Origin of the sequence: Kosakonia sp. S57 (genome assembly GCF_016516575.1) — a bacterium.
GTDB lineage: Bacteria > Pseudomonadota > Gammaproteobacteria > Enterobacterales > Enterobacteriaceae > Kosakonia > Kosakonia cowanii.
Genome location: NZ_JACVUL010000024.1, coordinates 38,649 through 60,574, shown reverse-complemented (window position 1 = coordinate 60,574; position 21,926 = coordinate 38,649). Strand labels below are relative to the sequence as shown.

Below are 21,926 nucleotides of genomic sequence, written 5' to 3'. Positions count from 1 at the left end.
AATTCCGGGGTAATGTCGTGGATCACCTGCCAATTTTCTGTCAATTACGGGGACGCGCCTGTCTGCTGGTCGGCGGCGGCGACGTCGCGGAGCGCAAAGCGCGTCTGTTGCTGGATGCGGGCGCGCAGCTCACCGTCAATGCCCTCACCTTTATTCCTCAATTTACCGCCTGGGCCGCCGAAGGCATGCTGACGCTGGTCGAAGGCGAGTTTAGCGAAACGCTACTCGATGAGTGCTGGCTGGCGATTGCCGCCACCGATAACGACGCGGTAAACCAGCGGGTCAGCGACGCGGCAGAAGCGCGTCGCATCTTCTGCAATGTGGTCGATGCGCCGAAAGAAGCGAGCTTTATCATGCCATCGATTATCGACCGTTCGCCGCTGATGGTGGCGATCTCCTCAGGCGGCACGTCGCCGGTGCTGGCGCGTTTACTGCGCGAGAAGCTGGAGTCGCTGCTGCCACAACACCTTGGTCACGTAGCGAAGTTTGCAGGGCAGCTGCGCAGCCGTGTGAAGCGCCATTTCGCCACCATGAGCGAGCGCCGTCGTTTCTGGGAGAAGCTGTTCGTTAACGATCGGCTGGCGCAGTCGCTGGCGAACCAGAATATGGCCGCCGTGGAGAGCATCACCGAGCAGATGCTGAACGAGCCGCTGGATAACCGCGGTGAAGTGGTGCTGGTGGGCGCCGGGCCTGGCGATGCCGGGCTGCTGACGCTGAAAGGCTTACAGCAAATCCAGCAGGCGGATGTGGTGGTGTATGACCGGCTGGTCTCCGATGAGATCATGAATCTGGTGCGCCGCGACGCCGACCGTGTGTTTGTCGGTAAACGGGCGGGCTATCACTGCGTGCCGCAGGAGGAGATTAACCAGATCCTGCTGCGCGAGGCGCAAAGCGGGAAGCGCGTGGTGCGGTTAAAGGGCGGCGATCCCTTTATTTTTGGGCGCGGCGGCGAAGAGCTGGAAACGCTCTGCCATGCGGGCATTCCCTTCTCGGTTGTGCCAGGGATTACAGCGGCGTCGGGCTGTTCAGCTTACTCGGGCATTCCGTTGACTCACCGTGATTACGCCCAGAGCGTGCGGCTGGTCACAGGTCACCTGAAAACCGGCGGCGAGCTGGACTGGGCTAACCTGGCGGCAGAGAAGCAGACGCTGGTGTTCTATATGGGGTTAAATCAGGCAGCGGCGATTCAGGAGCAGTTGATCGCTCACGGTATGCAGGCGGATATGCCGGTAGCGCTGGTGGAAAATGGCACATCGGTGCAGCAGCGGGTGGTAAGTGGCGCGTTGTTGGAGCTTGGCGAGCTGGCGCAGCAGGTGAAAAGCCCGTCGTTGATTATCGTCGGCAGGGTTGTCGCGTTACGCGATAAGTTGAAGTGGTTTTAAAGACGTTGCCTGATGGCACAAGCTTACCTGACCGAGGGCGGAGGTTAATGCCTGATGGCGCTGCGCTTATCAGGCCTACAAAACCATGCTAGCCCGTAGGCCGGATAAGGCATTTATGCCGCCATCCGGCAATCAGCGCCGGGCACAATGCCTGATGGCCCTGCGCTTATCAGGCCTACAAAACCATGCTAGCCCACAGGCCGGATAAGGCATTTATGCCGCCATCCGGCAGTCATCGCCGGGCACAATGCCTGATGGCGCTGCGCTTATCAGGCCTACAAAAACACGCTAACCGTAGGCCGGATAAGGCATTTATGCCGCCATCCGGCAATCAGCGCCGGGCACAATGCCTGATGGCGCTGCGCTTATCAGGCCTACAAAACCGAGCCTATTCCGCTTACGGCTTCGCAACAAACCCAATCGCTTCGTACACCTTCTTCAGGGTTTCTGAAGCGTGCGCGCTCGCTTTTTCCGCACCTTCGCGCATGATCTGCTGCAGGAAAGCTTCGTCATTGCGATAGCGATGGTAACGCTCCTGCAACTCGGTCAGCATGCCGGAAACCGCGTCCGCCACTTCGCCTTTTAAATGGCCATACATCTTGCCTTCAAAATGCTGCTCCAGCTCGGCGATGCTCTGGCCGTTCACGGCAGAGAGGATATCGAGCAGGTTAGAGACGCCCGCTTTGTTCGCCACATCGTAACGCACCACCGGCGGCTCGTCGGAGTCGGTCACGGCGCGTTTGATCTTCTTCACTACCGATTTCGGATCTTCCAGCAGGCCAATCACGTTGTTGCGGTTATCATCCGACTTGGACATCTTTTTCGTCGGCTCCAGCAGCGACATCACGCGCGCACCGGACTTTGGAATAAACGGCTCAGGCACTTTAAACACATCGCCATAGATGGCGTTAAAGCGCTGGGCGATATCGCGGCTCAGCTCCAGATGCTGCTTCTGGTCTTCGCCGACCGGCACCTGGTTAGTCTGGTAAAGCAGAATGTCTGCCGCCATCAGCACCGGATAATCAAACAGACCGGCGTTAATGTTTTCTGAATAGCGTGCGGATTTATCTTTGAACTGCGTCATACGGCTCAGCTCGCCGAAGTAGGTGTAGCAGTTCAGCGCCCAACCCAGCTGGGCATGCTCAGGAACGTGGGACTGCACAAAGATCGTGCTTTTCTGCGGGTCGATGCCGCACGCCAGGTAGAGCGCCAGCGTATCCAGCGTCGCCTTACGCAGCTTCTCCGGATCCTGACGCGCGGTAATGGCATGCAGGTCAACGATGCAGTAGATACAGTGATAGTCGTCCTGCATGTTCACCCACTGACGCAGCGCACCCATGTAGTTGCCAATGGTCAATTCACCTGAGGGCTGTGCGCCACTAAAAACGATGGGCTTAGTCATTTTTCATTTCCTGATGTTCACTGAGCGGGAGCCCGAGCGCGGGCAGTAAATCGTTAAAGCGGTCGAAGACGTAGTCCGGCTCGCTTAGGGTAATCGCTTCACCATAGTTATAGCCGTAGGTCAGGCCAACGGAGACGCTGCCGGCCGCCTGCGCGGCGCGGATATCGTTGCGTGAATCGCCAACGAAGAGCAACTCATGGGGTTGAATCGCCAGCTTGTCGCACACCAGCAGCAGCGGCTCCGGGTGCGGTTTCTTATTCACTACATCATCGCCACCGACGACAAAAGTGAAGTAGTGGGCGATCTCCAGCGCGTCCAGCAGCGGCGCGACAAACGGCGTCGGCTTGTTGGTCACCAGCGCCAGCGGCAGCCCTTTTTCGTGCAGCGCCGCGAGAGTCTGCGCCACGTCCGGGAACAGGAAGCTGCCCTCCTCCACGGTCTCTTCGTAGTAGCGGTTGAAGAGCTTGCGCAGCATGGCGATCTGCTCGGCCTGCGGCACATCGCCGGTATCAATATCGGGCTTGCCCTGCGAGGCGCGCTGAATGGCACGCTCCTGGCGGGCCCAGTTGAAGGCGCGCTCCATCAATACATCGGCACCGTTACCAATCCAGGTAATCACGCGCGCTTCGCCAGCCTGCGGCAGCTCAAGGGCATACAGCGCGCTGTCTACGGCGGCGGTAAGCCCCGGCGCGCTATCCACTAATGTGCCGTCGAGATCGAACGCGACACCCCGAATCGACTGCAATTTATCCATGACTTACCTTCGCCAGTTCGCTACGCATTTCATCAATAACCTGTTTGTAATCAGGCTGATTGAAGATCGCCGAGCCCGCCACGAACATATCTGCGCCGGCTGCCGCGATCTCGCCGATATTGCTCGCTTTCACGCCGCCATCCACTTCGAGACGGATATCAAGGCCGGACGCGTCAATGCGACGACGCACTTCACGCAGCTTGTCGAGCGTATGGGGAATGAAGGATTGACCGCCAAAACCGGGGTTAACGGACATCAGCAGGATCACATCCAGCTTATCCATAACGTGATCCAGATAGCTGAGCGGCGTCGCCGGGTTAAACACCAGCCCCGCTTTGCAGCCGTGCTCTTTGATCAGCTGCAGCGTGCGGTCGATATGTTCAGAAGCTTCAGGATGAAAGGTGATAATGCTTGCCCCGGCTTCGGCGAAGTCCGGCACCAGGCGGTCGACCGGTTTCACCATCAGGTGCACATCGATAGGCGCGGTAATGCCGTAGTTGCGCAGCGCTTTCAGCACCATCGGGCCGATGGTCAGGTTCGGTACGTAGTGGTTGTCCATCACGTCGAAATGGACAACGTCGCCGCCCGCGGCCAGTACGCTGGCGGTGTCTTCGCCCAGGCGAGCAAAATCAGCCGACAGAATCGAAGGGGCAATTAAATACTGTTTCATCCGCATCTCCTTGAGAAAGTAGGTTTCGGCAGGCGGCGGCGCGGTGAACGCAGGGTTAGCGAGGCGCGGGAGCCGGGCGATAGAGCGCCAGCAGCTCATCCACTTTTTTACGCGTCCCGCCATTACTGCTGATACTGCGTCGCACTTTCACCACGTGCAATTTTGCCTGACTGTACCATTCACGCGTCAGCAGCGTGTCATGGTTGGAAATCAATACCGGGATTCGGTTCTGCACCAGGCTCTCCGCAATCGCGGCAAGATGAGCCTGCTGCTCAAGGGTAAAGCTATTGGTATGGTACGCCGTAAAGTTGGCTGTCGCAGAGAGCGGCGCATAGGGCGGATCGCAATAGACCACCGAGTTCGCATCCGCGCGCGCCATACTCTCGGCGTAAGATTCGCAGTAAAAGAAGGCATTCTGCGCTTTTTCTGCAAAGTGGTACAACTCCGCTTCCGGGAAGTAGGGCTTTTTATAGCGCCCGAACGGTACGTTAAACTCCCCGCGCAGGTTGTAACGACACAGACCATTGTAGCCATGCCGGTTAAGGTATAAAAACAGCAGCGCGCGCCGGAACGGCTCCTGGCACTGGTTAAACTCCTGACGCAGCTGGTAATAGACTTCGGACTGGTTCACCGCAGGCACAAACAGCGCGCGCGCGTGATGAACATACTCATCAGGGCGCTCTTTAACGATGTTATAGAGGCTGATTAAGTCGCTGTTGATATCTGCAAGGATATAGCGGGAGTAGGAGGTGTTGAGAAACACCGAGCCCGCGCCAACGAAAGGCTCGATGAGGCACTCTCCCTTGGGCAAGTGCCTACCGATATCGTCGAGCAGGGGGTATTTTCCCCCTGCCCATTTTAGAAAAGCGCGATTCTTTTTCATGCTGACTGATTACTTACACTCTCTCCGGCTGTGGAGAAAGCTCCGACAGCATCCTGCGCTTTACACATTACTTAAGATCGGCCTGAACCTGATGCAGCGGCTTCGCCCACGGGTTTTTCGCCTGCACATCTGCTGGCAGCGCGGAAACGGCGCGTTTAGCATCATCTTTCGAGGCATAGACGCCGCTCACCAGCACGTACCACGGCTGACCGTTACGCGTTGTCTGGTAGACCACGAAGTTTTTCAGGTTCTCTTTCTTCGCCCACGCATTGAGGTTGTTGTAGTTCGATGAACTGCTCAGCTGCAGGGTGTAGTGGTTGCCCGGCGCCGACTTCAGCGCACCGACATTGCCGGTAGAGGCCGTGCCGCTGGCAGCAGGCGCGCTGCTTGCGCTCGCCGCCGGTGCCGTGGTTTTCGGCTGAGCCGGTGTAGATGCCGCCTTTGACGTTGACGGTGCTGCTGTCGAGGTTGTCGCAGGCGCTTTCACTGGCGCAGAAGCGGTGCTTTCCGTGCGCTTCGGCGGTTGAGCAACCGGGCGGGATTCCGCTTTCGGCTCGCTTTTCGCTACCGGCGTTTTGGCGGCTGGCTTCGGCTCAATCACCATCTGCTTGCGTTCGTTACGCGGCGCCGTCGTGCGGCTTTCACCGGACGCTGGCTGCTGCTGATTACGCACGGCGTTGGCATTATTGCTGCCATTACCGTTATGAATCGGTGCAACCGTTGCCGGTTCGGTCGGCAGCGTCGAGCTGGCCGCGCTATCAAGCTGCGTCTGGCTCTGCGGCTGCGACAGTGCGTTGTTGAGATCGCCCTGCACTTCAACGCGGTTTTGTCCTTCCGGCGTAGCCGACGGCTGGCCTTGCGACGGCGTCGAGGAGATCGGCGGCAGCGTCACATCCTGCTGAGCCGGCGCGGTGCCTGCGTTCTGTGCCTGAGACGGCGACGCGCCCGGTGCGGGCTGTGCGCCATTTGCCTGATCGGCAGCGTTGCCGCTGTTACCAGCAGTGTTATCCGTCGCGCCGAGATCGATATTTTTCTCGCCCGACGTGTTTTGTTCGTTGTTAGCAGGCGCGGGGGATTTCAGCGCAGAGCCAATGCCGATAATCAGCAGCAGTAACACAAGGATACCGACGCCCATCATCAGATACTGGCGGGAGGCTGGTTTCGCAGCGGCAGCGGCTTTCTTACGCTTACGCGGGCGACGCTCCTGCGGCTCCTCGTCCAGAGCGGCTTCATCTTCTTGATAGCTCTCCTCTTCGCGCTCATCACGCACCCGGCGCGAACGCGCAGGACGGCGATCGTCGGCATCAACATCAACCTCATCAAAGTTGATCTGCGGCTCATCGACACGCTCGGAAGATTGACGAGAACGACCAGTACGACGATCGCTGGGATCGGGTTTCAGCTCGTCTTCTGGTTTGAATTCATCCATTTAACACCCCACACAAAGGCGTATGCCACTGATGCATATCGCCCGAAGTTAAACGCCACGCAGCGCGTGAACAGACCTTTCTTATCGTTACGCCTGCTGGCAATCAGCAATAGCGCTAAGTACTACGTCGTGCGACACTCCGCCGCGAACTTCACTCTTCCCTATGGCCAGCGGAAGCACTAAACGCATCTCTCCCGCTAACACTTTTTTATCGCGCATCATGTGCGGCAGGTAAGCCTGCGCCGCCATTTCACGCGGCCCCTCAACGGGTAAACCGGCGCGTTTTAACAACGCTTTGATGCGCTGCGTATCTGCTGCGCTAAACTGCCCGAGGCGTTCTGACGCGTGTGCCGCCATCACCATCCCGGCAGCAACGGCTTCGCCGTGTAGCCAGTTACCGTAGCCCATCTCCGCCTCAATCGCATGGCCGAAGGTATGACCAAGATTGAGTAAAGCACGTAAGCCGTATTCGCGCTCATCGGCGGCAACGACTTCCGCTTTCAGTTCGCAGCAGCGGCGAATACAGTAAGCCAGCGCCGCGCCATCAAGGCGCAGCAGAGCGTCCATATTCTCTTCCAGCCAGCTAAAGAACGCGCCGTCGAGAATAATGCCGTATTTGATCACTTCCGCAAGACCAGAGGAGAGTTCACGGGCAGGAAGGGTTGCCAGGCAGTCGAGATCGACCACAACCGACGCGGGTTGATAGAACGCGCCAATCATGTTTTTGCCAAGGGGGTGGTTTACCGCCGTTTTACCGCCAACGGAGGAGTCAACCTGAGAAAGGAGCGTGGTCGGCACCTGGATAAAGCGCACGCCGCGCTGATAGCTGGCCGCAGCAAAACCGGTCAAATCGCCGATTACGCCGCCGCCGAGCGCGACCAGTGTGGTATCGCGCCCATGTGGTTTTTGCAACAGTGCGGTGAACACCGTGTCCATCACCGCCAGGCTTTTGTACTGCTCGCCGTCAGGCAGGATCACGCTATCGACATTAACGCCGGCCTGTTCCAGCACGCTACGTACCTTATCAAGGTAGAGCGGTGCCAGGGTTTCGTTGGTGACCAGCATAACCTGATCACCAGACTTCAGGGGCGCGAAGGAAGCTGGGTCGTTAAACAAACCAGCCGCGATGGTGATAGGGTAACTACGTTCCCCGAGAGTAACGGTGATCCTCTCCATGACGCGACATCCACCTTAGTTGCTTAAACCTACAGGCCGTCTATTAAGCCTGATTTAGTTGCTTTCCAGCATATGAATAATCTGGTTCGCCACCACTTTCGCGCTCTGATCGTCAGTACGGATGGTCACGTCGGCAATCTCTTCGTAGAGCGGATTGCGTTCGTCGGCCAGCGCTTCCAACACTTCACGCGGCGGCGCGTCCACCTGCAGCAGGGGACGTTTTTTATCACGTTGAGTACGTGCCAGTTGCTTCTCGATAGTGGTTTCCAAGTACACCACTACACCGCGGGCGGAGAGACGATTACGGGTTTCGCGGGATTTCACAGAGCCGCCGCCGGTCGCCAGAACGATGCCCTGCTTCTCCGTCAGCTCATTGATGATCTTTTCCTCGCGATCGCGGAAACCTTCTTCACCTTCAACATCGAAGACCCAGCCCACATCAGCTCCGGTTCGTTTCTCAATCTCTTGATCAGAATCGTAAAATTCCATATTGAGTTGTTGAGCTAACTGACGCCCAATAGTGCTTTTGCCGGCACCCATAGGCCCAACCAGAAAGATATTGCGTTTCTCTGCCATTTTTTCGGTACTACTAAGACTATTCGTTGATGATAAACCCGCTTCGCAAACGTGCGGCGTAGCAGGACATGAACTGAAACCTCATATGCGATAGTGCGAGAGTCAGATCGAAAATTATCTCAGTACTCCGGCTTGTTTGGCAACTGAATAAACACGTTATCCCTCTTACCGCCCTTTATTATTCGGAGACCGCTGACACTCAAATCGGTACTCCTTGTAAGCTAAATCATCTCCCACGTCAAACACCTGGGCCAAGTTACGGCGAAAAAGGGGCGTTACGGCAGATTTAATGTACCGCTGCCAGCCTGGGGGTAATAAAGACCACCAGTTCGCGGCGATCCCCCTCTTTTGCTTCCTGGCGAAACAGACGACCGAAGCCGGGAATAGCACCAAGGCCCGGAACCTGGGTTCTGCCATTACGCCTCTTTTGCGAGAAGATGCCACCCAATGCCAGCGTTTCACCGCTTTTCACCTCCACCACGGTTTCAATCTCCTGCTTATCAATCGCCAGCGCTTCGCCTCCGGCCTGCTGCAGTACCTGGCCGGGCATATTCTGGCTGATGCGCAGCTTCAGGCGCACCCGCCCGTCCGCCAGCACCGTGGGGGTCACCTCCATGCCCAGCACCGCCTCTTTAAACTCAACCGCCGTGTTGCCGCTCTCCCCATTCGCCACCTGGTAAGGGATTTCACTCCCCTGCTTGATGCTTGCGGGCTGGAGATGGGAAGCCAGCAGGCGCGGGCTGGCGATAATCTCCAGTTGCTGCTTCTGTTCAAGCGCGGAAAGCTCAAGCTCAAGAAGACGCGCATTAATACTGCCGATGTTAAAGCCGATGCGCGTTGTGGCGCTGGCAACGCTGTGATCTGCCGCCAGAGTGCTCACCTGCCCGCGCGTGGCGGCAGGCTCCTGCCCGAGCCCCCACTTCACGCCAAGCTCACGCAGGCTTTTTTCATTAATAGTGACGATCCAGGCCGCCAGTTCGACCTGCTCAACCGGCAGATCCATCTGCGCGATCCACTTTTCCAGCGCGGCGAGGCTCTCTTTATTATCCCGCACCAGTAAGCGGTTAAGGCGCGTATCAACGGTGATGGTCCCCTGGGCACTGATCAGCTTCTCTGCGGCTTTTGCCAGCTCGGCGGCATTCGCATAGTGCAGCACAATGCCGCGCGTCAGCGTCGGCGCGTTCTTTTTACGCCGCGCCTGTGCCGCCTCCCGCTCAGCCAGCTTCTGCTGCTGCCACGAGGCGGTATGCACCTGCCAGATAGCGCCCTGCTGACTCAGAATTAACCCTGCGCTGGCCGCGACGGTCTGCATCGCCTGTAGCCAGGGCACTTCCGTCAGGTTAAGGGAGACGACACCGCTCACCTCTGGCGGGATAACGATATTCTGTTTTTCCAGCGTCGCCAGCGCCTGCAGCACCTGCGCGACAGGCACCTCGTCAACGCTCATCGTCACCAGAGGCATAGCTCTGACAAAGGCCAGCGGCAGACTAAAGAGCATGACGCTCGCTATCCATTTTCTCATCCTGAGTTCCTTTTCGTTTCCAGCGCCATGTTGAGGGGGCGCACGCCTTCCCTGTTGCTATCTCTGTTTCATCTGTGTTGATGGCGGTAACGCGCCAGCCGGGTGAAAGCGTGTCGCCCACGCCTACCCGGTGCCAGCGTCCTGCCGCATCGCGGATGATGGCCAGCCGCTGCCCGCTTTCAATAACGCCGTGCAGTTGCCAGGCGCGGAGCTGTGCAAGCTGGCAGCGATCCGGTGGAGGCTGAAAAGGATCGCGCATACCGCATAGCACTGTAACGATCCCGAAGGTGAAAAGCAGGCGTTTAACCCTCATCGTCATGCTCCAGTTGCAGCGTAAAACGTAGCCCGCTTTCGCTGGCGGAGAGAGAAAATGCCGGGATCTGCATACCGCGCTCCGCCAGCAGTGAAAAGGTCTCCACAGCCTGCGGCCAGCGGCTTTCCAGCACCAGTTCACCGCCGCCCTGCATCGGCTGCCAGCGCAAGAGCTGCCGCGCCTGGCCGTGAAAGTCGAGCGGGCTAAAGCGGCGCACCTCCGTAACAGCGCTTTGCGCTTCCGGCAGCACCAGCGCGCGAAGCTTTCGCCACTCTGCCTGTAACTCCGGCTGGAGGGCGCTCTGCTGGCGGAGCGTAAGGCGTTGCGCATGATTCAGCGGGCGGATGGCGAACCAGCCGATAAGCAGAACACTGCTAAACATCGCGGCCAGCCAGCAGATCGCCCGCATGCGGGGCGAAAGCGCGAGCCAGACTTCAGGGTTTAGCGACATCGACCTGCTCCCGGCTCAGCTGGTAGGTAAATTGCCACAGCCCCTGACCGTCACGCGAAGTGCTCCCCATCGGCTGAAAGTGAAACCCCGCCAGCTTTTGCAATCGCGGCTCGAACTCGCCCAGGGCGTTGACGGCGCGCGCCAGGCCGTGAATTTCAAGCTGGTTCTGCCGCCAGCGCAGCTGCGTCAGCCAGGCGTTTTCCGGCAGCGCAGCCGCGAGCGTGAGTAGCGTTTGCCGCCAGGCGGCTGTTATCTGCCGCCGATGCGCTTTCTCCTGCGCCAGCTGCCACTGCTGTCGCCGCAGGCGAAGCGGCTCTTCTTGTGCATGTAATGCAGCCAGCAATAACCGATCCGCCGCCAGCCAGAGTGAACCGCTACGCCCGGCCTGCACGCGCTGCGTATGCCACAGCGCGCCGCTCAACGACAGGCTCACTACGCTTGCCACCGCGATTGCCGCCCAGAAGCGCAAACAGCGCCGCCGCTGCAGCTGTCGCCACGGCATAAAATTGACCGCAGGGCGCATCAGTACCCCCTGGCGATCGCCAGCCCCAACGCAACGGCATAGCGCTGGCTTGCATCCGGGAGCGGCGGCTGGCGCGACGGTACCGCGCTCCAGCAGTCAAACTCCCCCACACCTTCGCCGCACTGGATAATTTCATCCGGGGGAAGCGCGAGCAGTGCGCCAAGCTGCGCGACATTTCCCGCCTCTTCGCGCGCTCGCCGCCCCCAGCTCTCTTTTGTCGCCCACAACCACTGGCGCTCATCGCACCAGGCGAGACAGCGCACCGGTGCCGCTAGCGAGGGCAGCAAAGGTTGAAGGGCGCAGGCATCGGGTGTGATAGAGGAGAGGTGGAGTGAAAGCTGCTGTGCGATCTCCAGCAGCGCGGCGATATCCCGGTTCTGTGCGGCGGTCACGCCGTAGCTTCTGGCGGGCTCATCCTCGGTGAAGTCGAAGCAGAGATCGCTTTGCGCCATCTCCAGCTCGCGCGCCATCGCTTGTGAAACCCAGCCGGTGAGTGCAGGTTCACGCAGCGTCACCGCCGGGCGCGGCAACCTTCGCTGTAGGGTTTGCCCGGCGGGAAAGGCGATACGCGCGCAGTGGCGCTGCGGCAAAGCATGGCGCCATGGGCGCAGCGCAGCGAGCAACTGATCCGGTGCCTTAATCCGCCCCTGAACCACCGCGCCACTGGGGAGAGGAAGGTGCCACCAGCGGCGCAGCGCCCGCCCATAACGCCCGGCGGAAAGCGCCACGATAAAGACACCATCCTGTTGAATATGCACACCAATTTGCCAATGCCTGAATGTCATAAATTACGATCTCCTTATCGTCTCGCTGGCGGACGCTATATCAATGCTCAAGGCTTGCCTTTATACTACCGCGCGGTTGTTTATAAACTGCCCAAGTGACTCTAAATGGGAAATCTCCAGTGAAGTTCGTAAAGTATTTATTCATCCTTGCAGTCTTTTGCATTCTGTTGGGAGCAGGCTCGATTTACGGTCTGTACAAATATATTGAGCCGCAGCTACCTGACGTCGCCACACTGAAGGATGTCCGGCTGCAGATTCCAATGCAGGTCTATAGCGCCGACGGCGAGCTGATCGCGCAGTACGGTGAAAAGCGCCGTATCCCGTTGACGCTGGATCACATTCCGCCGGTAATGGTGAAAGCCTTTATCGCTACGGAAGATAGCCGCTTTTATGAGCATCACGGCGTTGACCCGGTAGGGATCTTCCGTGCGGCGAGCGTGGCGCTCTTCTCCGGCCACGCCTCGCAGGGCGCAAGTACCATTACGCAGCAGCTGGCGCGTAACTTCTTCTTAAGCCCGGAACGCACAATGATGCGTAAAATCAAAGAGGTGTTCCTGGCGATCCGCATTGAGCAGTTGCTGAGCAAAGACGAAATTCTTGAGCTCTACCTCAATAAAATTTATCTCGGTTACCGCGCTTACGGCGTGGGTGCGGCGGCGCAGGTCTACTTTGGTAAAAGCGTCGACCAGCTCACCTTAAGCGAAATCGCGGTGATTGCCGGGCTGCCGAAAGCACCCTCTACCTTTAACCCGCTCTACTCTCTCGAACGTGCTACCGCGCGCCGTAACGTAGTGCTGGCGCGTATGCAGAGCGAAGGGTATATCAGCGAGCAGCAGGCTGATGAAGCCCGTAGCGAAGCTATCGACGCCAATTACCATGCGCCGGAAATCGCCTTCTCTGCCCCTTATCTCTCCGAGATGGTGCGCCAGGAGATGGTGAGCCGCTACGGTGATAAAGCCTACGAAGATGGCTACCGCGTTTACACCACCGTGACGCGCAAAGTGCAGCAGGCCGCGCAGGATGCGGTGCGCAATAACGTGATGGATTACGACATGCGTCACGGCTATCGCGGGCCGTCGAACGTGCTGTGGAAAGTGGGCGAAGCGGCGTGGGAGAGTAAAAAGATCACGGACTCTCTGAAAACGCTGCCAACTTACGGACCGCTCTCGCCTGCCGTTGTCACCAGCGCAAACCCGCAAGAAGCAACCGCAATGCTGGCGGACGGTTCAACGGTCTCGCTGAAGATGGAAGGTGTGCGCTGGGCGCGCCCTTATCGCTCGGATACGCAGCAGGGCCCAACGCCGCGCAAAGTGACCGATGCCGTGCAGGTAGGTCAGCAGATTTGGGTTCGCCAGGTTGGCGACAGCTGGTGGCTGGGACAAGTCCCGGACGTCAACTCGGCGCTGGTGTCGATTAACCCGCATAACGGCGCGGTAATGGCGCTGGTAGGGGGTTTCGACTTCAACCAGAGCAAGTTCAACCGCGCCACACAAGCGCTGCGCCAGGTGGGCTCGAATATCAAACCGTTCCTGTATACCGCCGCGATGGATAAAGGCCTGACGCTGGCGAGTATCCTTAACGATGCGCCGATTTCGCGCTGGGATGCGGGCGCGGGCTCAGACTGGCGACCGAAGAACTCGCCGGATGAGTATGCCGGGCCGATCCGTCTGCGCCAGGGTCTGGGGCAGTCGAAGAACGTAGTAATGGTGCGCGCGATGCGTGCGATGGGCGTCGATTACGCGGCAGAATATCTCCAGCGTTTCGGTTTCCCGGCGCAGAACATTGTGCATACCGAATCTTTAGCGCTCGGCTCTGCCTCCTTTACTCCGCTGCAGGTCGCACGCGGGTATGCGGTGATGGCCAACGGCGGCTTCCTGGTTGACCCTTATTTCATCAGCAAAATCGAGAATGTTCAGGGCGATAAGCTTTTTGAAGCGCGTCCGAAGGTCGCCTGCGCCAATTGCGATATTCCGGTGATTTACGGCGAAACGCCGAAGTCAAACGTGCTGGAAAACAAAGATATGGAGAACGTCGCGACCTCGCAGGAGCAGCAAAACCCTGCCGTCCCGATGCCGCAGCTGGAGCAGGCAAACCAGGCGCTGGTTGAACGCACCGGCGCGGAGGAGTATGCGCCGCACGTCATCAGTACGCCGCTCTCCTTCCTGATTAAGAGCGCGCTGAACAGTAACGTCTTCGGCGAGCCGGGCTGGCAAGGTACTGGCTGGCGCGCGGGTCGCGATCTCAAGCGCAATGATATCGGCGGCAAAACCGGTACCACCAACAGCTCGAAAGATGCCTGGTTCTCAGGCTACGGTCCGGGCGTGGTGACATCGGTGTGGATTGGCTTTGACGATCATCGCCGCAACCTTGGCCGCACCAGTGCTTCCGGCGCGATTAAGGATCAGATCTCCGGTTATGAAGGCGGCGCGAAGAGCGCGCAGCCGGCGTGGGATGCTTATATGAAAGCGGTGCTGGAAGGCGTGCCGGAAGATCCGCTTACGCCGCCGCCGGGCGTGGTGACGGTCAATATTGACCGCAGCACCGGGCAGTTAGCCAACGGTGGTAGCAGCCGTCAGGAGTACTTTATCGAAGGAACGCAGCCGACTCAGCAGGCGGTTCATGAAGCGGGCACTACGCTTATCGATAATGGCGAGACGCACGAGCTGTTTTAGCGCAGCCACTGCACAGAGATATAAAAAAGGGCGCTTTCGCGCCCTTTTCTTTTTTTATTGCTTGCTGCGGTTAAAGCCGCCCCTGCCCTTTGAGCCACTCACGCACTAAGAAGAGCGCGCTGACATTGCGGGCTTCGTGAAAATCGGGGTCTTCAAGCAGATCCATCAGATGCTTTAACGGCCAGCGCACCTGCGGCAGCGGCTCAGGCTCATCGCCCGGCAGGGATTCCGGATAGAGATTTTCTGCCACCAGGATATTCATCTTGCTGGAGAAGTAGGAGGGTGCCATGCTCAGTTTTTTCAGAAAAGTGAGCTCGTTCGCACCAAATCCAACCTCTTCCTTTAGCTCCCGGTTAGCCGCTTCATATATACTTTCACCCTCGTCGATCAGGCCTTTGGAGAAGCCCAGCTCGTAGGATTCGGTCCCAACCGCATATTCACGAATCAGAATCAGGTGATCGTCGATGATCGGCACAATCATTACCGCTTCACGATTAGAGGGGCGCATGCGTTCATAGACCCGACGTACACCGTTGCTAAATTCCAGATCCACGCTTTCGACGTTAAAAAGCCGTGATGAAGCCACGGTTTTGACGTTGAGGATGGTGGGTTTTTGCAATGATTTGCTCATTATTATCGGTCTTTGCAGAGAAACTTTCGTTATTGTGCGACACTACGCACGCCCTGGGCAATCTCCTTTGCCGCTTATTTACATTCTTGCAACCTATCTGAAATCAATTCGCATTTTCACTAAAAAGTCAATAGCTTGAAATAAAACTAAGAATTTGCTGATATTCCCGCCAGGGGGCTTTTGCTATTCTTCCCAACGATGGTATGCGCTTAAAAATACTCAAGTTAATTTCTTGCTTATCGCGGCCAACCACATTAGATATTTACGGGAAGGGTGCAACTGACTACACCTGTTTGAAAAAGTAAGATGGGGAAAGCATGAGCACCATTTTGATTTTTTTAGCTGCTATGCTGGCCTGCGCATTCCTCGCCGGATGGATTTACAGGTACAGGTCGCAACGTCGATACCGACTGCCTTATTTACCGGCATTCTCCGGCGCGACGGCTCGCAAATTGACTCCAGAAGAGCGCGACGCCGTCGAACGCTACCTGGAATCGCTTTCCCGTACCCAAAATACCCCTGGCCCGACCGGCGCGACTGCCGCTCCTGTCCCGATTAAACTTACCGCACACAGTAATACGGTGCTGTTTGTCGCCCATCCCATCACGCGCTACGGCATCACTACCGACGCGCCGAATAAATGGCGCTACTACCTGGACTCCGTCGAGGTCCATCTCCCGCCATCATGGGAGCAATATATTAATGATGAGAATAATGTTGAGCTGATTCGCACCGACTCCATGCCGCTGGTGATTGCGCTTAATGGGCACACGCTTAGCGAATATATGTATGAAGAGCGCGGCAGCGAACTGCAGCATATTGGTTCAACCCATTCGGCTATCCGCGGTGAAGAGAGTGAACAGATTGAACTGCTCAATATTCGCCGCGAAAGCCCCTATGAACATACGCTGAACCGTCCGGACGGCATGCGCGAAGCATTGCTGATCTGCGCCTCATTCCTGATGTTCTTCTTCTGCCTCGCGTCGCCGGAAGTCTTTGTTCCGTGGATGGCGGGCGGCGGCGTGCTGCTGCTGGCGGCCGGATTGTGGGGGCTTTATGCGCCGCCGGCGAAAAACACGCTGCGCGAAATTCATTGCCTGCGCGGGACGCCAAAGCGCTGGGGGCTGTTCGGTGAAAATAATCAGGAGCAGATGAACAACATCTCGCTTGGTATTATCGATCTCATCTATCCAAAACACTGGCAGCCCTTTATTACCCGTGATTTAGGCCAGCAAACCGATATTGATATCTATCTCGATCGTCACGTCGTGCGCCAGGGGCGCTTTTTGTCACTGCATGACGAGGTAAAAAATTTCCCGCTTCAGCACTGGGTACGCAGCGCGGTGATCGCTCTCGGCTCGCTGGTGGTGCTGGCGATGCTGCTGATCTGGGTACCGCTGGATATGCCAATCAAATTCACCGTGTCGTGGATTAAAGGCGCGCAAACTGTTGAAGCCAGCAGCGTCAATCAGCTTGAATCCGCCGGTCTGCGTATCGGCGATACGCTGCGCATCAGCGGCACCGGGATGTGTAATATTCACACGCAGAGCAACTGGGCCTCGCGCCAGACGTCGCCGTTCACGCCGTTCGACTGCTCGCAGATTATCTGGAACAACGCCCCTCCCCTGCCGCTGCCGGAATCGGATATTGTGACCAAAGCCACCGCGCTGGCGCAGGCAGTCAGCCAACAGCTGCATCCGACCACGGAAGAGGATTCCCGCGTCAGCCCGGTGTTGCGCTCCGCTATTCAAAAATCCGGCATGGTTCTGCTGGATGATTTCGCTGATATCGTGCTGAAAACTCAGGAACTTTGCTCGGCTGAAGATGAGTGTCTGCGCCTGAAGAATGCGCTGGTAAACCTCGGCAACAGCAAGGATTGGGAGACGCTGACCAAACGCGCCAGCGAAGGCAAGCTTACCGGGGTGAACGTTCTGCTGCGCCCGGTGAGCGCAGAGTCCCTCGACAACCTCGTCACCACTTCGACCGCGCCGTTTATTATGCGTGAAACCACGCGCGCGGCGCAGGCGCTGAACAGCCCGGCTCCGGGCGGCTTCTTAATTGTCAGCGAAGAGGGTAATGAACTGGTCGATCAGCCGTGGCCGCCGATGGCGCTCTATGATTATCCGGCACAGGAGCAGTGGGCCGAGTTCCAGCGCCTGGCGCAGATGCTGATGCAGACGCCGTTCCACGCTGAGGGGATCATCACCAGCCTTGTGACCGATGCCAACGGCACCAAACATATCAGCCTGCACCGCATGCCGGATGCCGCAGGTCTATGGCGCTATGCCGCCACCACCCTGCTGCTGGCAGCAATGCTTTTATCCAGCATCTACAATGGCGTGCTGGCGCTGCGCCGCTATCAGCGTAACCGCACCCGTATCGAAGAGATTCAGCAGTACTACGAAAGCTGCCTGAACCCCCGCCTGATCCCCAGCGAAGATAGCCTCGGCTGATAACGATCTGCTGCGCGAGCTGTGTTAACCTTTCGCGCAGATTTTTCTCAGGCTGGAGCCCTTCTCATGCACATTGATATTGCCTGGCAGGACGTCGATACCGTTCTGCTGGACATGGACGGCACGCTACTCGATCTCGCCTTCGATAACTATTTCTGGCAACAGCTGGTGCCGCAAACCTACGGTGAGAAAGCGGGTTTAACGCCGCAAGAGGCACAAAGCGCTATTAGCCAGGCCTATCACGACGTGCAGCATACGCTAAACTGGTACTGTCTGGACTACTGGAGCGAACGGCTTGGGCTGGATATTTGCGCCATGACTACCCAGCAAGGGGCGCGCGCCGTACTGCGTGAAGATACGGTTCCGTTTCTTGAAGCGTTGAAAGAAAGCGGCAAGCGCCGCATTTTGCTGACTAACGCGCACCCGCATAACCTGGCGGTTAAGCTTGAACACACGGGTCTGGCGGCGCACCTTGATTTATTACTTTCCACCCATACATTTGGTTATCCGAAAGAGGATCAGCGCTTGTGGCAGGCTGTCGCCAGTCATACCGGCCTTGATCCCGCGCGGACGCTGTTCATTGATGACAGCGAGCCGATTCTCGATGCCGCCGCGACATTTGGTATTCGCTACTGTCTCGGCGTCGCCAATCCAGACTCCGGGTTGGCGGATAAGCGCTATTTGCGCCATCCGGCCATGAACGACTACCGCCGCTTACTTCCCTCGCTTCTAAAGGAGATGTAATGAAACAGCAGCCTGCGCAAGAGGTCCGCCTGGATAAATGGCTCTGGGCAGCGCGTTTTTATAAAACCCGCGCCTTTGCCCGCGAGATGATCGACGGCGGAAAGGTGCACTACAACGGGCAACGCAGCAAGCCGAGTAAAATCGTTGAGCTGAACGCTACCCTGACCCTGCGTCAGGGCAATGATGAGCGAACCGTGATCGTAAAAAGGATTACCGATCAGCGCCGTCCGGCAAGCGAAGCCGTTGAACTGTATGAAGAGACGGCAGAGAGCATTGAGAAGCGCGAAAAAATGGCGCAGGCCCGCAAGCTCAATGCGCTGACCATGCCGCACCCCGATCGCCGCCCGGATAAGAAGGAGCGCCGCGATCTGATGAAATTTAAATCCGGTGGCAGCGAGTAACGCGCACCCGCAAGAGAGAAAAACATGGCCAATCAAGACCAATTACACCGCTACCTTTTTGAAAACTATGCCGTGCGTGGCGAGCTGGTAACCGTCTCCAATACCTGGAAAGAGGTGCTGGAAAACCACAACTATCCCCTGCCGGTGAAAAACCTGCTCGGCGAGTTGCTGGTCGCCACCAGCCTGCTGACCGCAACGCTGAAGTTTGCCGGTGATATTACCGTGCAGGTGCAGGGCGATGGCCCGATGAGCCTTGCGGTGATCAACGGCAACAACCGTCAGCAGATGCGCGGCGTCGCACGCGTACAGGGCGAGATTGCAGATGATGCAAGCCTGAAAACGCTGGTGGGTAACGGTTATCTGGTGATTACCATTACGCCGGAAGAGGGCGAGCGCTATCAGGGTGTGGTGGGCCTCGAAGGCGAAACGCTGGCCGAATGCCTGGAAGATTACTTCCAGCGCTCTGAACAGCTGCCGACGCGCTTGTTCATTCGCACCGGTGATGTCGAAGGCCAACCAGCGGCAGGCGGTATGCTGCTGCAGGTGCTGCCAGCGCAGGATACCCAGGCGGAAGACTTTGAGCACCTGGCCGTGCTGACGGAAACCCTCAAAGCGGAAGAGCTCTTTACCCTGCCGGCGAATGAAGTGCTGTGGCGTCTCTATCATGAAGAAGAGGTCACCCTGTACGATCCGCAGGACGTTGAGTTCAAATGCACCTGCTCGCGCGAGCGTTGCGCTGGCGCGCTGAAAACCCTGCCGGATGAAGAAGTGGACAGCATCCTCGCCGAAGAGGGCGAAATCGATATGCACTGCGATTATTGTGGTAACCACTACCTCTTCAATGCGATGGATATTGCAGAGATCCGCAATAACGCCTCCCCTGCTGACCCCCAGGTTCATTGATAGCAGTTATTAATCGCCGCCTCCGGGCGGCGTTTTTGTCTCCCGGATCACGATTCCGTTAAAATCCTGCCTGTAAGTGTTACGTAATTCTCTTTCATGAAAGCGATTACAGTCACAAAGCAAAGGTTAAAAATGCCGTCCCGCGCCGTTTTAAGAACATTTCCCCGATGAATGTAATAAATTTTGGCATAATCCGTGCCGTTAAGTGACCTCAATCACAGCGTTTTCGTCAGACTGGGCTTTGAGCCAGGTAAATCTATGAACCTCGTCCCGGTTGCGGCAAAGAATCACCCCTACACTTTCAGGCAGTACATTTTGGCTAAGGAGCAGTGACATGCGTGTTAAGAGTTTAACCCCGCAAGATCTCAAGGCTTATGGAATCAACGATGTTCAGGATGTCGTTTACAACCCCGATTACGAAACGCTGTATCAAGAGGAACTTCGTCCGGACCTGGAAGGGTATGAGCGCGGCGTATTGACCACCTCCGGCGCGGTTGCCGTCGATACCGGCATCTTTACCGGCCGCTCGCCGAAGGATAAGTACATTGTTCGCGATGACACCACGCGCGACACCGTCTGGTGGTCTGATAAAGGCAAAGGCAAGAACGACAACAAACCGCTCTCGCCACAAGTGTGGCAGCATCTGAAAGGCCTCGTCACCGAACAGCTCTCCGGCAAGCGTCTCTTTATTGTCGATGCCTTCTGCGGCGCCAACCCGGACACCCGCCTCGCGGTGCGCTTTATTACGGAAGTGGCCTGGCAGGCGCATTTCGTCAAAAACATGTTTATTCGCCCGAGCGATGAAGAGCTGGCAGAGTTCACGCCAGACTTTATCGTGATGAACGGCGCGAAGTGCACCAACCCGCAGTGGAAAGAGCAGGGCCTCAACTCAGAGAACTTTGTTGCCTTCAACCTGACCGAACGTATCCAGCTGATTGGCGGGACGTGGTACGGCGGTGAGATGAAGAAAGGGATGTTCTCAATCATGAACTACCTGCTGCCGCTGCAGGGCATTGCCTCGATGCACTGCTCGGCAAACGTTGGCGAGAAAGGCGATGTTGCCGTCTTCTTTGGCCTCTCTGGCACCGGTAAAACTACCCTCTCCACCGATCCGAAGCGCCGTCTGATTGGCGATGATGAGCACGGCTGGGACGACGACGGCGTCTTCAACTTTGAAGGCGGCTGCTACGCGAAAACCATCCGTCTCTCTGAAGAGGCGGAGCCCGATATTTTCCATGCTATTCGCCGCGATGCGCTGCTGGAAAACGTCAGCGTACGCGCCGATGGCAGCATCGACTTTGACGATGCGTCGAAAACCGAGAACACCCGCGTCTCCTACCCGATTTACCATATCCAGAATATTGTTAAACCGGTCTCGAAAGCGGGTCACGCCACCAAAGTGATCTTCCTGACGGCGGATGCCTTCGGTGTGCTGCCACCGGTATCGCGTCTGACCGCCAGCCAGACGCAGTATCATTTCCTCTCCGGCTTTACCGCGAAGCTGGCCGGCACCGAGCGCGGTGTCACCGAGCCGACGCCAACCTTCTCCGCCTGCTTTGGCGCAGCTTTCCTGTCGCTGCACCCGACGCAATATGCGGAAGTGCTGGTAAAACGCATGCAGGCCTCCGGGGCGCAGGCCTACCTGGTGAATACCGGCTGGAACGGCACCGGCAAACGCATCTCCATTAAGGATACGCGTGCGATCATCGACGCCATTCTTAATGGTTCGCTGGACGATGCCGAAACCTTTACCCTGCCGATGTTTGACCTGGCGATCCCGACCTCGCTGCCGGGCGTTGAGAGCCGTATTCTCGATCCGCGCGGAACCTACGCGTCGCCGGAGCAGTGGCAGGAGAAAGCCACACAGCTGGCGAAACTCTTTATTGAGAACTTCGAGAAGTATACTGATACCCCTGCGGGTGCCGCGCTGGTCAGCGCCGGGCCGAAACTGTAATCCGCTTACGCAAGAGAGACAAAACCCGCCGAAAGGCGGGTTTTTTTATGGCAATGAATCGGTTAGCGCAGCACCCACAACTCGCGCGAACAGGCGGCTTTGCCTTCCGGACACCCTTTGCAACTGCCGGTCAGGCAACCACTCGCCTCCTCTTCAACACGCACCGCGCGCCCCATGGCTTCCAGCCGTGCCAGCATGGCGTCGATCAACGCTTTGGGCGTGTGCAGGGCGAGGCTGAGCTGGCTTGCCTCCATCCGCCCCTGCAACGCCAGCAGATCGCGTACCTCAATAAGCGATGCCAT

General features: G+C 57.6%; 21 protein-coding genes. 7 read left to right on the top strand and 14 right to left on the bottom strand.

Annotation, left to right across the window (positions count from 1 at the left end; all coding sequences use genetic code 11):
* The first annotated feature begins 17 nt into the window (after positions 1 to 17).
* A complete protein-coding gene (cysG, locus tag IAE48_RS20040) occupies positions 18 to 1,382 on the top strand; it encodes a siroheme synthase CysG (protein ID WP_200135381.1) in 1,365 nt (454 codons plus the stop codon).
* A gap of 397 nt (positions 1,383 to 1,779) precedes the next feature.
* On the opposite strand, the gene trpS is transcribed toward cysG, so the two are convergent.
* The 12 genes from trpS to IAE48_RS19980 form a co-directional block, all read right to left on the bottom strand.
* A complete protein-coding gene (gene trpS, locus IAE48_RS20035) occupies positions 1,780 to 2,784 on the bottom strand; it encodes a tryptophan--tRNA ligase (protein WP_042717438.1) in 1,005 nt (334 codons plus the stop codon).
* Entirely contained in the window at positions 2,777 to 3,538 is a 762-nt protein-coding gene (gene gph, locus IAE48_RS20030) for a phosphoglycolate phosphatase (protein ID WP_076769397.1), read from the bottom strand. The genes trpS and gph overlap by 8 nt, the downstream gene beginning before the upstream one ends.
* Entirely contained in the window at positions 3,531 to 4,208 is a 678-nt protein-coding gene (gene rpe / locus IAE48_RS20025) for a ribulose-phosphate 3-epimerase (RefSeq protein ID WP_023482084.1), read from the bottom strand. Before rpe ends, gph begins: the two co-directional genes overlap by 8 nt.
* A 55-nt stretch (positions 4,209 to 4,263) precedes the next feature.
* Entirely contained in the window at positions 4,264 to 5,091 is an 828-nt protein-coding gene (gene dam / locus IAE48_RS20020; protein ID WP_023482009.1) for an adenine-specific DNA-methyltransferase, read from the bottom strand.
* A 67-nt stretch (positions 5,092 to 5,158) separates the two neighbouring features.
* Complete coding sequence (gene damX, locus IAE48_RS20015; protein WP_200135380.1) at positions 5,159 to 6,520, bottom strand: cell division protein DamX; 1,362 nt, start codon at positions 6,518 to 6,520, stop codon at positions 5,159 to 5,161.
* An 87-nt stretch (positions 6,521 to 6,607) separates the two neighbouring features.
* Positions 6,608 to 7,696: a 3-dehydroquinate synthase gene (gene aroB / locus IAE48_RS20010; protein ID WP_200135379.1), complete on the bottom strand. Its 1,089-nt coding sequence runs from the start codon at positions 7,694 to 7,696 to the stop codon at positions 6,608 to 6,610.
* Positions 7,697 to 7,750: 54 nt separating this feature from the next.
* Positions 7,751 to 8,272 carry a shikimate kinase AroK gene (gene aroK / locus IAE48_RS20005; RefSeq protein ID WP_002920267.1) on the bottom strand — a complete coding sequence of 174 codons (522 nt, stop codon included), beginning with the start codon at positions 8,270 to 8,272 and terminating at the stop codon, positions 7,751 to 7,753.
* 286 nt (positions 8,273 to 8,558) lie between these two features.
* The gene (gene hofQ, locus IAE48_RS20000; RefSeq protein ID WP_200135378.1) at positions 8,559 to 9,794 is read right to left on the bottom strand and encodes a DNA uptake porin HofQ; all 1,236 of its coding nucleotides are present in this window, start codon (positions 9,792 to 9,794) and stop codon (positions 8,559 to 8,561) included.
* Positions 9,760 to 10,107: a HofP DNA utilization family protein gene (locus IAE48_RS19995; protein ID WP_200135377.1), complete on the bottom strand. Its 348-nt coding sequence runs from the start codon at positions 10,105 to 10,107 to the stop codon at positions 9,760 to 9,762. Before IAE48_RS19995 ends, hofQ begins: the two co-directional genes overlap by 35 nt.
* On the bottom strand, positions 10,097 to 10,558 hold the full coding sequence (locus IAE48_RS19990; protein ID WP_232045150.1) for a hypothetical protein: 462 nt from the start codon (positions 10,556 to 10,558) through the stop codon (positions 10,097 to 10,099). Before IAE48_RS19990 ends, IAE48_RS19995 begins: the two co-directional genes overlap by 11 nt.
* Positions 10,542 to 11,081, bottom strand: a complete 540-nt coding sequence (locus IAE48_RS19985; RefSeq protein ID WP_200135376.1) for a PilN domain-containing protein — start codon at positions 11,079 to 11,081, stop codon at positions 10,542 to 10,544. Before IAE48_RS19985 ends, IAE48_RS19990 begins: the two co-directional genes overlap by 17 nt.
* Positions 11,081 to 11,866, bottom strand: coding sequence for a DNA utilization protein HofM (locus tag IAE48_RS19980; RefSeq protein ID WP_200135375.1), 786 nt, complete (start codon positions 11,864 to 11,866; stop codon positions 11,081 to 11,083). The genes IAE48_RS19985 and IAE48_RS19980 overlap by 1 nt, the downstream gene beginning before the upstream one ends.
* A gap of 119 nt (positions 11,867 to 11,985) precedes the next feature.
* Between IAE48_RS19980 and mrcA the strand changes: the two genes are divergently transcribed.
* Positions 11,986 to 14,538 carry a peptidoglycan glycosyltransferase/peptidoglycan DD-transpeptidase MrcA gene (gene mrcA / locus IAE48_RS19975; protein WP_200135374.1) on the top strand — a complete coding sequence of 851 codons (2,553 nt, stop codon included), beginning with the start codon at positions 11,986 to 11,988 and terminating at the stop codon, positions 14,536 to 14,538.
* A gap of 70 nt (positions 14,539 to 14,608) precedes the next feature.
* Here mrcA and nudE read toward each other — a convergent pair whose 3' ends face one another.
* Positions 14,609 to 15,169, bottom strand: a complete 561-nt coding sequence (gene nudE / locus IAE48_RS19970) for an ADP compounds hydrolase NudE (protein WP_042717419.1) — start codon at positions 15,167 to 15,169, stop codon at positions 14,609 to 14,611.
* 317 nt (positions 15,170 to 15,486) lie between these two features.
* Here nudE and IAE48_RS19965 point away from each other — a divergent pair, with 317 nt between their 5' ends.
* The 5 genes from IAE48_RS19965 to pckA all read left to right on the top strand — a co-directional run bounded on the left by IAE48_RS19965 (position 15,487) and on the right by pckA (position 21,624).
* Complete coding sequence (locus tag IAE48_RS19965; protein ID WP_042717418.1) at positions 15,487 to 17,622, top strand: intracellular growth attenuator family protein; 2,136 nt, start codon at positions 15,487 to 15,489, stop codon at positions 17,620 to 17,622.
* 66 nt (positions 17,623 to 17,688) lie between these two features.
* The gene (gene yrfG, locus IAE48_RS19960; protein ID WP_200135373.1) at positions 17,689 to 18,366 is read left to right on the top strand and encodes a GMP/IMP nucleotidase; all 678 of its coding nucleotides are present in this window, start codon (positions 17,689 to 17,691) and stop codon (positions 18,364 to 18,366) included.
* Entirely contained in the window at positions 18,366 to 18,767 is a 402-nt protein-coding gene (hslR, locus tag IAE48_RS19955; RefSeq protein WP_023481974.1) for a ribosome-associated heat shock protein Hsp15, read from the top strand. Before yrfG ends, hslR begins: the two co-directional genes overlap by 1 nt.
* 24 nt (positions 18,768 to 18,791) lie before the next feature.
* Positions 18,792 to 19,670, top strand: coding sequence for an Hsp33 family molecular chaperone HslO (hslO, locus tag IAE48_RS19950; RefSeq protein WP_200135372.1), 879 nt, complete (start codon positions 18,792 to 18,794; stop codon positions 19,668 to 19,670).
* Between the two features lie 334 nt (positions 19,671 to 20,004).
* The gene (gene pckA, locus IAE48_RS19945; RefSeq protein ID WP_094422381.1) at positions 20,005 to 21,624 is read left to right on the top strand and encodes a phosphoenolpyruvate carboxykinase (ATP); all 1,620 of its coding nucleotides are present in this window, start codon (positions 20,005 to 20,007) and stop codon (positions 21,622 to 21,624) included.
* A gap of 62 nt (positions 21,625 to 21,686) precedes the next feature.
* Here pckA and feoC read toward each other — a convergent pair whose 3' ends face one another.
* Positions 21,687 to 21,926, bottom strand: a complete 240-nt coding sequence (gene feoC, locus IAE48_RS19940) for a [Fe-S]-dependent transcriptional repressor FeoC (protein ID WP_200135371.1) — start codon at positions 21,924 to 21,926, stop codon at positions 21,687 to 21,689.

Coding starts and splice junctions, on each gene's coding strand:
- trpS (WP_042717438.1), bottom strand. CDS start 2,784: ATGACTAAGCCCATCGTTTTTAGTGGCGCACAGCCCTCAGGTGAATTG.
- gph (WP_076769397.1), bottom strand. CDS start 3,538: ATGGATAAATTGCAGTCGATTCGGGGTGTCGCGTTCGATCTCGACGGC.
- rpe (WP_023482084.1), bottom strand. CDS start 4,208: ATGAAACAGTATTTAATTGCCCCTTCGATTCTGTCGGCTGATTTTGCT.
- dam (WP_023482009.1), bottom strand. CDS start 5,091: ATGAAAAAGAATCGCGCTTTTCTAAAATGGGCAGGGGGAAAATACCCC.
- damX (WP_200135380.1), bottom strand. CDS start 6,520: ATGGATGAATTCAAACCAGAAGACGAGCTGAAACCCGATCCCAGCGAT.
- aroB (WP_200135379.1), bottom strand. CDS start 7,696: ATGGAGAGGATCACCGTTACTCTCGGGGAACGTAGTTACCCTATCACC.
- aroK (WP_002920267.1), bottom strand. CDS start 8,272: ATGGCAGAGAAACGCAATATCTTTCTGGTTGGGCCTATGGGTGCCGGC.
- hofQ (WP_200135378.1), bottom strand. CDS start 9,794: ATGAGAAAATGGATAGCGAGCGTCATGCTCTTTAGTCTGCCGCTGGCC.
- IAE48_RS19995 (WP_200135377.1), bottom strand. CDS start 10,107: ATGAGGGTTAAACGCCTGCTTTTCACCTTCGGGATCGTTACAGTGCTA.
- IAE48_RS19990 (WP_232045150.1), bottom strand. CDS start 10,558: ATGTCGCTAAACCCTGAAGTCTGGCTCGCGCTTTCGCCCCGCATGCGG.
- IAE48_RS19985 (WP_200135376.1), bottom strand. CDS start 11,081: ATGCGCCCTGCGGTCAATTTTATGCCGTGGCGACAGCTGCAGCGGCGG.
- IAE48_RS19980 (WP_200135375.1), bottom strand. CDS start 11,866: ATGACATTCAGGCATTGGCAAATTGGTGTGCATATTCAACAGGATGGT.
- nudE (WP_042717419.1), bottom strand. CDS start 15,169: ATGAGCAAATCATTGCAAAAACCCACCATCCTCAACGTCAAAACCGTG.
- IAE48_RS19965 (WP_042717418.1), top strand. CDS start 15,487: ATGAGCACCATTTTGATTTTTTTAGCTGCTATGCTGGCCTGCGCATTC.
- yrfG (WP_200135373.1), top strand. CDS start 17,689: ATGCACATTGATATTGCCTGGCAGGACGTCGATACCGTTCTGCTGGAC.
- hslR (WP_023481974.1), top strand. CDS start 18,366: ATGAAACAGCAGCCTGCGCAAGAGGTCCGCCTGGATAAATGGCTCTGG.
- hslO (WP_200135372.1), top strand. CDS start 18,792: ATGGCCAATCAAGACCAATTACACCGCTACCTTTTTGAAAACTATGCC.
- pckA (WP_094422381.1), top strand. CDS start 20,005: ATGCGTGTTAAGAGTTTAACCCCGCAAGATCTCAAGGCTTATGGAATC.
- feoC (WP_200135371.1), bottom strand. CDS start 21,926: ATGGCATCGCTTATTGAGGTACGCGATCTGCTGGCGTTGCAGGGGCGG.